Origin of the sequence: Pseudoalteromonas sp. TB64 (assembly GCF_000498095.1) — a bacterium.
Taxonomy (GTDB): Bacteria; Pseudomonadota; Gammaproteobacteria; order Enterobacterales; family Alteromonadaceae; genus Pseudoalteromonas.
This window is the reverse complement of the sequence record NZ_AUTQ01000168.1, coordinates 24,587-37,801: the sequence shown is the minus strand read 5'-3', so window position 1 is coordinate 37,801 and position 13,215 is coordinate 24,587. Positions and strand designations below refer to the sequence as shown.

The following is a 13,215-nucleotide window of genomic DNA, read 5'->3' as shown; positions in this document are numbered from 1 at the left end:
TAGGGCGTGTTGATCTTTGCGGTATAAAAAACAAACAGCATGAGGATAAGGTATAATTGAATTCGCTAAAAAACGTTACACCGAACCCTCATGCCAAGATTAATGTTAACAGACGCGACATGGAATGTCTTATCAAAAGTAATGCACTTAAGTGGTCGAATTTATAATAAGCCTGAGCATAGAAAAACGCTCGAAGGCATACTCTATAAGATGCGTACCGGTATTCCTTGGCGAGATTTACCGTCTTATTTCGGCTCGTGGAGTGCTATCTATAGACGATTTAATTTATGGTCCAAAAAAGATATTTTGAATGAATTATTTCGTGTGTTATCCCACTATGCTGATATGGATTGGATCTTTATTGATGGCAGTATTGTCAGGGCTCACCAGCATAGTTGCGGTGCAAGAACCGCTGGCAATGAATCAATCGGTAAGAGTCGAGGTGGCAATTCGACTAAAATTCATCTTGCAGTAGATAGCGGAGGATTGCCTGTTTATTATGAATTATCCTGTGGAAATACGCATGATATCGTCCATGCAGAGTCACTTGTAGACAATTGCCCAACGAGTAATGTGGTTGTCGCAGATAAAGGCTACGATAGTGAAAAACTAAGAGAGTTTATTCGTGATAATAGCGCTACACCCGTTATTCCACGCAAGGATAACAGTTTAGTGGGTAATGAAGATATTGACTGGTGCATGTACAAATATAGGCACTTAGTTGAGAATGCCTTTGGTCGGATCAAACAATATAGAGGGATAGCTACAAGGTATGAAAAGCTTGAACGGAATTATCATTCCATGCTCGCTTTAGCATTTACTATGATGTGGCTACCAATGTGGGCTGATTAATATATATACTACAAAGATCAACAGCCCCTAGTAAGTTATGTTGTTTGTTAGGAGCGAGGGCTTGTTAGCTGTTTATTGTTTTGCGTAATATTTAATCACGATAAATCAAACGTGGGTTAATTTAGATTCTCGTTTAAAAAAGGGCAGAGAAATTAATACAACAAGCCAGCACCTATGTGCTGACTTTTTATATATTTATAACGGCTTATTAATTAATAATATAGCTTCTTTTGCAGTAACAGGTTTTGATTTTAAAAAACCTTGCCCGTAATCACACTTAGTTGCCTGCAATATAGTTAGTTGCTCAGCTGTTTCTATTCCTTCGGCAACCACTTCTAATTTTAAAGATTGAGCAAGCGATAAAATGGCTTCGACTAGTGGATTAGTAGAATCTTGAAGGTGATCTATAAAGCTTTTATCAATTTTTAAAATATGAATCGGAAGTTGGTGTAAATAGCCTAACGCTGAATAACCGGTACCAAAATCATCAAGGCATAATTTTACTTTTAATGGCGAGAGCCCTTCAATTATTTGTGTCGCTAGCTCTAGGTTTTCTATTAGACCTGATTCTGTAATTTCTAAGCATAAAGAGCCCAGTGGAAGTTGGTATTTATTGTATATAGCATGTATTTGGGCAACAAAATCGAGGCTCGCAAAATGTCTAGACGATACATTAACAGTCACTTTTAAAAAACGATGCCCTTGTTTATGCCAATCTGATATATGTTGTGCGGCTAAATCAAGTAAGTGCAAATCAAGATTTATGATTTGGCCAGTGGTTTCAGCGATTGGGATAAAATTGTTGGGTGGAACAAAGCCTTTTTTAGGGTGATGCCAACGTACTAGAGCCTCAAAACCAACGACTCGGCCTGAGGAAATAGTAAAAATTGGTTGAAAGTAAAGTTCAAATTCGTTGTGTTCTATGGCGTGTTGTAAATCGTTTTCGATGTCGGCGTGAGTTTTAAGTTTTTGGCGCATAGCATTGTTAAAAAACTTAACTTGTCCTCGACCTGATGATTTAGCTTCGTACATGGCGGCATCAGCTTGTTGTAATAATTTATATGCTTTGTCGCTTGTATTATCATTATACGCAATACCAATGCTGGTGGAGGCTTGTAATAAATGACCATTAACATTGATAGGTTTTGAAAGAATTACTTCAATCCGTGTAAGTGCTTCATTTACTTGATTTCGATGAGTGATATTTTCCATGAAAATAGCGAATTCATCACCACCTAATCGGGCAAAGGTATCTGTATTTCGTATCGTACTTTTAATTAACTCGCATATTTTTATTAAAAAATGGTCGCCAACTTCATGACCAAGAGAGTCGTTAATACTTTTAAAGCGATCAAAATCTAAATACAAAAGGGCATTACTTGTGCCTTTTTTAGCTCTTGCTAGGCGTAATATTGCATGCTTAATTCGCTCTATTAATAATGATCGATTAGCTAGCCCAGTAAGATCGTCATGAAGTGCTCTGTGTTCAAGCTCCTGGCGGACAAGTTGTCTATCAATAGCCATACTTATTTGCCTACTAACGTAGGTTAATAATGCACTGTCTTGCTCGTTATAATGCAGTGTTTTATCGTAACTTTGTACAACAATAACGCCGCTCATTTGATCGTTGGTTTTAAATGGTACACCCAACCAAGATTCTGATTGCCTACCCACCATTTTAAAACATCCTTTATCAATATATTCTTGAAAAGATTGTCTGTTAAGTAGTAGTGTTTGGTCTGTTTGCAGTAGATAGTAAGATGCGGTGTCTTTTAGCTGCTCTTTAGATATTTTTTGATGTGCTTTAGTTTGAATGCCTTCTTCTACAATGTAAGCAATATCAAGAATATCGACTTGCTTATCGTACAGCGCAATAAAAAAGTTATCAGCACGTAGTAGGCTATTAATAATAGTATGTAGTGCTTCAAAAAACGTATCTAAATTACTCGCTTTGTAAGTTAAATTAGCTATTTGTAAAAGGCTGTTTTCGAGTTTTTGCGCATTGTTTAATTGTGTTACGGTTTGTTGTAAATTATTGACGGTGTTAACTTGATTTATCTTAGCGCTTAATAAATGGGCAACCGTAGTTAATATTTCAAGGTGAGAGTTAGTAAAGTAATTTTTTACTGGGTGTTCACAGTCAATTACCCCTAATACTTTTTCTTTATATATAAGAGGGACGCACAACTCTGATTGTGCAGGACGTTCATCGGCTATATAACGGCTATCTGTATTGACATCATCAAGTATAATAGCTTTACCTGTTGAGGCTACAAAACCTGAAATCCCTTCACTAAACCGGATTACCTTTCTCTGTGCTCTATATTTATAACGCTCATGGGCAATGCCCATAGATGCAACTTGATTTAATGTAGAGGCTGAGTCGTCGGCTAGATAAATAACACAGTCAACAAAACCAAGTCTATTTACGACCTGTGTAGTGACGTATTCGAATAGTTCTGCAAGAGTATCAAGTTGTAATAGGCTTGATGAAAACTGATTAATAATACCAAGTTGCTCAGTTTTTATTTCTAGCGCTTTATTGATATCGATTTTGTTCGACATAGGCGATTATTATTTTTCTTATTATTTGTTAGTTCAGGTACTAAGTTAACTCAATCTGAATCGTTCTACAAAACAAAACGATGAATGTTTTTGATTTATGCAAAGTTTAGGTTCATTTTAAATGATAGAGGTCGCTTATATTTACTGATTGGATAACTTCTACCCTACGTAGCAGACTATAGGAACACATTAGTTATCAAAATTAATATGTACTCCTTAATAGCGCTTTTTGCTTTAGCCGTTTTACTATAAATTATTTGTTTTGCTGTAAGCCCCATACAGAGGAAAGGTCATCTTTATTTATGTAAATATTGTGATTATTTTTAATAAAATCTTTACTCGAAAACACCATATGCCTATGATCGGATAAATTCAGCCGTGGAACTAAAGTAATGACTAGTACAAATACAGACTCAGTAACAACATTAACGATAACTCGCCCTGATGATTGGCACGTTCACTTACGTGATGGCGATCAGCTAAAAGATACGGTCCGTGATATTAGTCGTTATATGGGGCGAGCGATTATCATGCCAAACTTAGTTCCTCCAGCTACCTGTACTGATACGGCATTAGAGTATAGAACACGTATTATTGCAGCCGGTCCACAAGGTAATTTTGAGCCTCTAATGGTGCTGTATCTTACGGATAAAACAACATCTGACGAAATTAAAAAGGCGAAAGCGACGGGTCAAATAGTTGCTGCTAAGCTTTATCCTGCAGGAGCAACTACAAATTCTGACTCAGGCGTAACTTCAGTTAAAAATATATACCCAGTGTTAAAAGCAATGCAAGAAGTAGGGATGTTATTATTAGTGCACGGTGAAGTGACTGATTCATCAATTGATATTTTTGATCGCGAAAAAGTATTTTTAGACACAATTTTAGGTGATGTCGTTAGCGATTTCCCTGAGCTTAAAATTGTACTCGAACATATTACGACTAAAGATGCAGTAGAGTTTGTAGTTAATGCTTCAGATAATGTAGCTGCTACTATCACAGCTCATCATTTACTTTATAATCGTAACCATATGTTAGCTGGGGGAATACGTCCTCATTATTACTGTTTACCAATATTAAAACGCAATATTCATCAACAAGCGTTAATGGCAGCTGCTATAAGTGGAAATAAAAAATTCTTTTTAGGGACTGACTCAGCACCACATTATAAAGATAAAAAAGAAGCAGCTTGTGGCTGTGCTGGTGCATATACAGCCCATGCAGCAATTGAGCTGTATGCAGAAGCGTTTGAAGACGCAGGTGCTCTTGATAAGCTAGAAGGGTTTGCAAGCCACTTTGGTCCTGATTTTTATGAATTAGCACGTAACACCGATACGATTACATTACACAGAAGCCCATGGAAAGTACCTGCAAGTTATACTCTAGGTGATTCTCAAGTTGTACCTATCAAAGCTGAAGATACAATTGAGTGGCAAGTTAAGTAGGTAATGATTAAATAGATAAGTAAGCAAAAGCCGCATTATTGTTTGCGGTTTTTTTTCGTTTTATAAACCATAATTTAAAAATTAAAGGCGCTTAAAAACAAGGTAATTTGTTAAATTTTGGATAAAATTAATGTCAAAGCCATATATCATACAATAATATATTTGCAACTTTTTGCTTTTAAATTAATCAGTTGAAGATATTTTAAAGAATAGATGTGTTTTTAATAAATATTTTATAATTAATAGAGCGAAACAAAAAATAATGTGTTAATCTTAACTTGCTTTGAGTTTTTATGTATTGAATTTACGGATATTGTGCTGCGTTTAAGGTTACCGGTTTGGTTATTACTTGTTCCTGTACTGTACCTCCATATTTTTGAGCATTGACTCGGGGAGGAGATTGCCATAATAATATGGCTGAATTTTAATTATTGACTTACAGGAAAATTTAGTATGTCGGTTACTGGTAAAGTAAAGTTTTTCAACGAAGCTAAAGGCTTTGGTTTCATTGAGCAAGAAAATGGTCCTGACGTGTTTGTACATTTCAGCGCAATCACTGGTTCTGGTTTTCGCACTCTTAGCGAAGGTCAAGCAGTGACATTCAGCATCAAGCAAGGTCAAAAAGGCCCTGAAGCTGAGAACGTAGAAGCAGCATAATTTATTATGTGAACCTTCGTTCAACGTGGTGAAACAGTCTTCTGTTTCACCATAATTCCTCCTAATACAAATCAAGAAATAATATTCAAATACCCTTCAATAGAAAATAATCAATATTATTCAAATACACCTCAATAAAAATCATTAATAACATTATCAAATATCTCAATAACAATAATTAGAAATTACATATTTCCTCCAAACCTCTGACCGCATCTAATATGTTCCTAATCAATAACAACCTAAAATAATAACTAAATTTAAAGCACATACTTTAGTTTATGCTGATTTATAAAAGGTAAGTGTTATTTATACCAAACTTTCAGAACGAGTTTTAAGTGAGTCGTACATTTCGAACTAAAAAGTTTGTTGCAAACTTAGGAAGCTAAGTTTGGGGGATAATGATAAGTTTTTCTCAATAGTTAAGTATCTAACCAACCATATTAGAGTTCAATAAACAACGGTATAAGATTTTTATTATTAAGGTTTTTAACAATTATGATAATTAATTACCGATCTAATTATGTTTAATCCTTATTGATTTAACAAAAGTAGAATTTCACCTAGCAAGTGAGTTTTTATGTCATAAAATCCAATTTAATAATGACTTTAATAATGACTTTAATAATGACTTTAATAAATTAAATTAGTTAATTTATTAGTATTAGTAAATAATTCTCAACACGTAGCATTTCTTCAACATCTCCAAATTTTATTTTTTATAAAAAAGTAAAATTAATATCAAATATCTACAACTTTTACTTTTAAAGAAATAGCCGATGATGATGTTTTTTTGTGCGATAAACGGTTTGTTTTTTCAGGTGAAGTGTTTGAAAGTAACAAAAAAACCATGAATTTGCTTAAAAAATAACTTTTGTAATATATATAAATATTTATTTATCTTTTTTTTTAACTCTAATTTGGTTTTAATTAAATGTTGCATTTTTGTTGTTTTTTCTGAGGGCATACCGAATAAACATACCTCTTAAAAGGCTTTAATCGAAATATTAAGAACGCAACTCGTTACAATAATGTTAACATTAAATTGGTAATACTTTAGTGTAAGCTTGCGATTAAGCATTTATTTACTGAGATTAGTAAACATCAAGTTGACAGCGCTTATTGCATTTAGCATTATTGGAAGGTTGATATCTATTAAAAGATATCAGGGTTGTTCTCTTCGGAGGATAATTAAATTATAAAAGTAACATTACTTAATTGGTTGGGAACTATGTCTGTTAAAATCAGAAAGAGTCTTGTAGCAACTGCGTTGGTTGGCGCATTTGCATTTGCAAGCAGCAATGTGATTGCAGATCCTTTGAATGACGTGCAAAACGCAGGTCAACAAATTCAAAAGGCTGCTGTTAAGTCTCAAACTAAAATTGACAATGTATATGGTCAAACTCAAGAGCTTATAGCTGAGTACCGTAGCGTTGTTGATGAGACAGAACTTATGAAAGTGTATAACGATCATGTATCACGTTTGGTTGATAGCCAAAATGCGTCGATAGAATCGTTTGATCGTCAAATAGCTACTATTGACGGCACTAAACAAAACGTTGTGCCTTTGATGTATCGCATGATCGATACGCTTGAGCAATTCATCAAAGCGGACGTTCCATTTAATCTAGAAACGCGTTTAGCACGTGTTGAAAGACTTCGTGAAATAATGGTTTCTGCGTCTGTAACGACGTCAGAAAAGTTCCGTCAAGTACTTGAAGCATACACAATAGAAACAGCATACAGTTCACTTGTATCTGCTTCACAAGGTACGTTAGAAGTTGATGGTAAGAGCATTAACGTTGATATCGGTCAATTAGGTCGTATTACTTACGTTGCTCAGTCTTTTGACTTAAAACATGCTTGGGTCTGGGATAACAACACTAAACAGTGGAAAGAATTAGGTGAAGAATACCTAAAACCTGTTAAAGAAGTGATCCGTATGGCGCGTAAGCAAGCGACATTAGAACTTGTTAAACTACCAATTTTTGGCGCGGAGTAATCAATAATGAAGAAACTATTTAAAGGTTTTGCTGTTGCAGCAGTACTAACTGTTTCTGCAGGTACCGCGCTTAATGCACATGCAAATACTGATGCTTTAGATAAAATTCTTGAGCAAGTAAAGCAAGAGCGTATATCTGAAGGTAAAATCAATAAGCAACGTGAGCAAGAGTTCTTATCAGAACGTGCTGACAAGCAATCATTACTTAACAAAGCTAAAAGCCAACTTGCTACTGAGAAATCACGTGGTGAGAGCTTAGCTAAGCAATATGCACAAAACGAAAATACCTTAGCTGAAAAAGAAGCAGCTCTACAAAGTGCTCAAGGTACTTTGGGTGAGATGTTTGGTGTTGTACGTCGTGCAGCTCAAGACGCTATCGGTTCTATCGAAGCATCTTTAGTTAGTGCTGAAAAACCAGGTCGTGCTGAAATATTACGTTCATTAGCAGCTGCTAAAGAACTACCAACAGTTCGTGAGTTAGAAGAACTTTGGATTTCACTTCAAACTGAAATGACAGAATCAGCTAAAGTTTCAACTTTTGAAACTGAAGTTGCTGGTCTTGACGGTAACCCGTCAATGAAAAAAGTAACTCGTATTGGTAACTTTAACTTAGTTACAGATGATGGTTACTTAATTTATTCACCAGAAACTAAGTCTATTCAACCTCTAGGTAAACAACCAGATGGTTACATTTTAGACGGTATCACGGCTCTTGAAAATACTTCATCAGATAACTACGCTGGTGTTTTCATTGACCCGACTCGTGGCGCTATCTTACGTATCAACACTCAAAAAGCGACCCTTATGGAATACTTCCATCAAGGTGGCGTAGTTGGTTATATCATTACAGCTTTACTAGCTTTAGGTATGCTAATTACTCTAATTCGTTTTGTTGACCTTACACTTACTACAGGTAAGATTAAGAGCCAACTTAAAAATGTTGCTACACCGAATACAAATAACCCATTGGGTCGTATTCTTAAAGTGTACCATGACAACAAGAAACAAGATGTTGAAAACCTTGAGCTTAAACTTGATGAAGCAATTTTACGTGAAACACCACGCATCGAAGCTGGTATCAATATAATTAAGATTCTTGCTGCAATCGCACCATTACTAGGTCTACTAGGTACAGTAATCGGTATGATCTTAACGTTCCAAACAATCACATTGTTCGGTACGGGTGATCCGAAGATCATGGCAGGTAACATCTCTCTAGCACTTGTAACTACAGCGCTAGGTCTAATTGCTGCATTACCACTTATTCTACTTCATGCTCTTGTAGCTGGTCGTAGTAAGTCGGTATTACACATCCTTGATGAGCAAAGCGCGGGTATCGTTGCTAGCCACGCGGAGAAGGAGAAAGCCTAATGCTAGTCCTGATGGAGATATGGGAATCTATCAGGGATTTTGTTGGCACAGGCGGCCAGGTTTTATACGTGGTCGCGATAGCACTCTTTCTAATGTGGGTTTTAATGATTGAGCGCTATTGGTTCTTACTTGCAGAGTTTCCTCGCACAGCGAAAGAAATTGTAGCAAAGTGGGATGCCCGCCAAGACACTACGTCTTGGTACGCACACAGAATCCGTGAAGCATGGATTTCTGAAGCGTCTGAAAAATTAGATCAGCGTATGTTGTTGATTAAAACATTAGTAGCTGTTTGTCCTTTAATAGGCTTACTTGGTACTGTTACTGGTATGATTTCGGTTTTCGAAACCATGGCTAGTCAAGGTACGGGTAATGCACGTTTAATGGCATCAGGTATTTCAATGGCAACAATCCCAACAATGGCTGGAATGGTTGCGGCACTATCTGGAGTATTCTTTAGCTCACGTCTTGAGACAAAAGCTAAAATGGTGAAAGCCAAACTTGTAGATAGCATGCCTCATCACTAGAGAGAGAATTAAATATGGCACGTAAACAACGTTTTCGTGAAGAAGAAGAAGCAGCGGTCGATATGACGCCGATGCTTGACATCGTATTTATCATGCTTATTTTCTTTATCGTAACTACATCGTTCGTTAAAGAGGCTGGTATCGAGGTCAATAAACCAAAAGCTGCCCAAGCTACTAAGCAAAAAAATGCTAACATTTTTATTGCTATTCGTAGTAACGGCGAAATCTGGGTTGATAAACAACAAATTGATGTTGAGCGTATTTCAGCAAAAATCGAAAGTTTATTAGCAGAACAACCTACTGAAGTTGTGATTATACAAGCTGATAAAGAAGCTAAACACGGCACAGTGGTTAAAGTTATGGACCAGATTAAAGCGACGGGTGATAACCTTAGAATTTCAATAGCTGGAGATCAGTAATGATTCGTTTTCTGTTTTCACTGATTGCAGGTGGGGCAGTTACTTTCGGCTTGTTCTACTTCATGGCCTTCCTCATCTCTGGTGGGGCTGACCGTAATACGGAACAAAAAGAGCAGATCATAGTCGAAATAATGACGAATCCGCCTGAATCTAAGGTGCAGGAGAGGAAGCGTGTACCGCCTCCTCCTCCACCACCGCCAAAGCAGCCGCCTAAACCGCAGCCGCCACAGCCGGAAAATAATAATCCAAACCCTGGTGCTATGTCATTTAATATGGGAAGCATTGATGTTGGTAGTTCGGCAGGTGGACTAAGTGGTCCTGGTGCATTTGGACGAGATGGTGATGCGACACCAATCGTTCGTATAGAACCAAAATATCCAACGCAAGCAGCACGTGATGGTAAAGAAGGTTGGGTTCAACTTTCATTCACAATTGATGAGTTAGGTGGCGTGACCGACGTTGAAGTAATCGACGCAGATCCAAAACGTATCTTTGACCGTGAAGCTAAACGAGCATTGCGTAAGTGGAAGTACCGTCCTAAAATTATTGACGGAAAACCACAAATACAACCAGGTTTACAAGTTCAATTAGACTTTAAACTTAACCAAGGCAATTAAGGAGGCGAGTAATGAGAAATTTTTCTAAAGTAACTGCTCTTGCAATTCTTATGTCTGTGTCGGGTGCAGTATTAACTACATCTGTTTTAGCGGCGCCAGATTACGCAAAGATTGAAGAGCGTAAAAAAGCAAAAACTAAAATCATGGGCGAGCGTACTGGTAAAAAAGTAATTAAAGCGTTTGATTTGTATGGTGAAGAAAAGGTTGAAGAAGCAATTGTTTTGCTTAGAGAAATTGAACCTTCAAATGACTTTGATAAAGCGACTGTAAATCGTTACTTAGGTAGCATGTACGCGCAAGTAGAAAAGTACGATGAAGCGATTCAATACACTAAGCTAGCAGTAGCTCCTGATGTTTTAAATTTCGCAGATCAAGAGCAATCACTTAAGCTATTAGGCGATTTACTTATTGGTACTCAAAAGTATCAAGAAGCTAAAAAAGCGTATGTAGCTTGGATTGACTTTACTGGTGATGAAGATCCGAAAGTTTATACGCGTATAGCGCAAGCTAACTACGAGTTAAAACAATTTCGTGATGTTTTTGAACCAGCAAACAAAGCAATATCGCTTCAAAAGGAGCCTAACAAGGCACCTTACCAATTAAAACTAGGTTCTTACTTTGAGCTTAAAGACTATAATAATATGGTCGAAGTTGGTGAAGAAATTGTTCGTGTTTGGCCTGATGATAAGAAAGCTTGGGTTAGTTTAGGTAAATATTACCTACAGACTGAAGACTACAAAAAAGGTCTTTCGACCATGGAAGTAGCTTACAAGCAAGGTTATTTTGACGCTGAAGTTGATTACAAAGTATTGTCTAACTTTTATTCTTTAAATGAAATTCCTTTTAAAGCGGCAGTAACGCTAGAAAAAGCAATTAAAGAAGATAAAGTTAAGCGTAATAAGCAAAATGTTAACGCAATTGCTAGTAATTACCATCGCTCAAAAGATCTAGAAAAAGCTGCTAAGTATTACGAAGAAGCTGCTAAATTTGATGAAGATGCTGAGCTTTACCGCAAAGCTGGTTCATTACTTTTACAATCTGAAAACTTTAGTGCTGCTGTTGTTCGTTTAAACAAAGCACTGGAATTAGGCTCTGATAAAAAGGGTACTATTTACTCAGATTTAGCTGAAGCGTATTACTACCAAGCTAAGTATAAGCAAGCATATGCTGCTATTACTAAAGCAATGGATGACCCTCGCACACGTAAGTTTGCAAAAGGTTGGGCAACGTACATTAAAGATAAAGCCGCTCGCAACGGTGTTAAAATTTAACTTTAATTTGCTTTAGCATCTTATAAAAAGCCCCTCTGGGGCTTTTTTTATTGGAATTAAATATGAACAGAACGCTGACTTTTTTATTGATATTATGTTTTCTTTTAACGGCTTGCTCAAAGCCGTCGCAGCCTTATAACTCATTCGAAGAGGCTCAAAGTGCATTAGAAGTTTTAAATTCTACTTTGGTACATAGAGGCAATATTTCTAAACAAAATTTAGACGCGCAGCAGTTTGCTTTTACTGATGCTTATTTAACTAAGCGACACGCTATTTATCAGCGTTTAATGGAAATGCAATTAACACAATCACAAGTTGAGCAAGTTAACTATATGGTGATTGCAGAGCGCTTTCCAGAACGTTACTTTTCTTGGCCAGCCCAAATCAACGTATTAGAGAATATGCTTGCATTAGATAGCTCTGAGGAAGGGTTGGTAAAAATTAATAATTGGCTTAAATTTACTCAAAATCAATTAGACAGCGCTAAACAAAGTAATTTAAAATTAAACAAGACTGAACTTGCTCTCTTGCAGGTCTATATTTCTGATGCCATAAATAATGAAAACACACCTGAAGACTTACAATTAGAATTAACAATACTTGATGATTATTTAACTCAATATAAACCCAGAGGCAGCGCTGGTTTACGAGGTCTTGCGAATGGTAGTGAGTGGTATCAGAGTAAATTAAATTACTTTAGTGGAGCTATTCACTCACCACTTGAATGGGTTACTCTGTTAGATCAACAAATAAAGATGTTAGAAAAAGCACCATTTAGCTTTGAGTTGCAAACATCTCACGAACATTCATTTTTGGTGCAATTTTTAGAAGACCAAAAACCAGTAAAAGGACTGGATTGGTTAACTGGATTTACAATACTCCCCGTAATGGCAAATGAAAATTCGCTTTCTGTTGCTGATAGAACACTAATGCTAGCATTGATGGAAACAGATGTGGGTATTCATTATCATGCTTGGACTATTCCACAAGCAAGAGTTAACTTAATGAAGCGGTTGAAGATAAATGAGAAAGACGCTCAATATTTAGTCGACGATATTATTCTCTATCCGGCCCAAATATTTAGTTTTGTTCAGCAAATACTGTAATTAAATTATTTAGTGCGCTTATTGCGCGCACTTTTTACATCGTTGCGTTGCAGGGTCTAGCTCAAGTTGCTCCTTGGATATTTCCTCTTCGCAATCACAACAATAGCCATATTGACCAATTTCTATTTGGCTCACAGCAGCTTCTAACTTAGTCATTCGATTAATTAAAAGTTCATACTCAGGACCTAAATTTTCGGTTGCGTAATCTAACCATTCATTGGTTTGTGTTTTATTTAAAATCGTCATTAAATATTGGTGTGTTGGATAAACTGATTGCGACAGCATATTCAGTATTTTAGATTTTACTTGTGCTATTTCATCGTTTAATTTTTTTTGATGAGACATTATCAGTATAACCTTCTTCTATTGGTTTTATGTTATACCGA

12 protein-coding genes are annotated in these 13,215 nt (G+C 36.3%); 10 read left to right on the top strand and 2 right to left on the bottom strand.

Annotated elements, in window-relative coordinates; genetic code table 11:
* The first annotated feature begins 90 nt into the window (after positions 1–90).
* Complete coding sequence (locus tag L647_RS0114030; RefSeq protein ID WP_024611512.1) at positions 91–852, top strand: IS5 family transposase; 762 nt, start codon at positions 91–93, stop codon at positions 850–852.
* A gap of 195 nt (positions 853–1,047) precedes the next feature.
* On the opposite strand, the gene L647_RS0114025 is transcribed toward L647_RS0114030, so the two are convergent.
* Entirely contained in the window at positions 1,048–3,417 is a 2,370-nt protein-coding gene (locus L647_RS0114025; protein WP_024611641.1) for an EAL domain-containing protein, read from the bottom strand.
* A gap of 392 nt (positions 3,418–3,809) precedes the next feature.
* On the opposite strand from L647_RS0114025, the gene pyrC reads away from it, so the two are divergent.
* From pyrC to L647_RS0113975, 9 genes are all read left to right on the top strand, one after another.
* Complete coding sequence (gene pyrC / locus L647_RS0114020) at positions 3,810–4,862, top strand: dihydroorotase (protein ID WP_024611640.1); 1,053 nt, start codon at positions 3,810–3,812, stop codon at positions 4,860–4,862.
* Positions 4,863–5,315: 453 nt separating this feature from the next.
* Entirely contained in the window at positions 5,316–5,519 is a 204-nt protein-coding gene (locus L647_RS0114015; RefSeq protein WP_002961702.1) for a cold-shock protein, read from the top strand.
* A 1,231-nt stretch (positions 5,520–6,750) separates the two neighbouring features.
* Positions 6,751–7,521 carry a DUF3450 domain-containing protein gene (locus tag L647_RS0114005; protein ID WP_024611639.1) on the top strand — a complete coding sequence of 257 codons (771 nt, stop codon included), beginning with the start codon at positions 6,751–6,753 and terminating at the stop codon, positions 7,519–7,521.
* 6 nt (positions 7,522–7,527) lie between these two features.
* Positions 7,528–8,892: a MotA/TolQ/ExbB proton channel family protein gene (locus L647_RS0114000; protein ID WP_024611638.1), complete on the top strand. Its 1,365-nt coding sequence runs from the start codon at positions 7,528–7,530 to the stop codon at positions 8,890–8,892.
* Complete coding sequence (locus tag L647_RS0113995) at positions 8,892–9,416, top strand: MotA/TolQ/ExbB proton channel family protein (RefSeq protein WP_024593935.1); 525 nt, start codon at positions 8,892–8,894, stop codon at positions 9,414–9,416. Before L647_RS0114000 ends, L647_RS0113995 begins: the two co-directional genes overlap by 1 nt.
* Positions 9,417–9,430: 14 nt before the next feature.
* Complete coding sequence (locus L647_RS0113990; RefSeq protein WP_007583867.1) at positions 9,431–9,835, top strand: biopolymer transporter ExbD; 405 nt, start codon at positions 9,431–9,433, stop codon at positions 9,833–9,835.
* The gene (locus L647_RS0113985) at positions 9,835–10,452 is read left to right on the top strand and encodes an energy transducer TonB (RefSeq protein ID WP_024611637.1); all 618 of its coding nucleotides are present in this window, start codon (positions 9,835–9,837) and stop codon (positions 10,450–10,452) included. The genes L647_RS0113990 and L647_RS0113985 overlap by 1 nt, the downstream gene beginning before the upstream one ends.
* Positions 10,453–10,463: 11 nt before the next feature.
* On the top strand, positions 10,464–11,723 hold the full coding sequence (locus L647_RS0113980; RefSeq protein ID WP_024611636.1) for a hypothetical protein: 1,260 nt from the start codon (positions 10,464–10,466) through the stop codon (positions 11,721–11,723).
* Positions 11,724–11,785: 62 nt separating this feature from the next.
* Positions 11,786–12,829, top strand: a complete 1,044-nt coding sequence (locus L647_RS0113975; protein ID WP_024611635.1) for a hypothetical protein — start codon at positions 11,786–11,788, stop codon at positions 12,827–12,829.
* A gap of 18 nt (positions 12,830–12,847) precedes the next feature.
* On the opposite strand, the gene L647_RS0113970 is transcribed toward L647_RS0113975, so the two are convergent.
* Positions 12,848–13,174: a TraR/DksA C4-type zinc finger protein gene (locus L647_RS0113970; RefSeq protein WP_024611634.1), complete on the bottom strand. Its 327-nt coding sequence runs from the start codon at positions 13,172–13,174 to the stop codon at positions 12,848–12,850.
* Between the last annotated feature and the right edge of the window lie 41 nt (positions 13,175–13,215).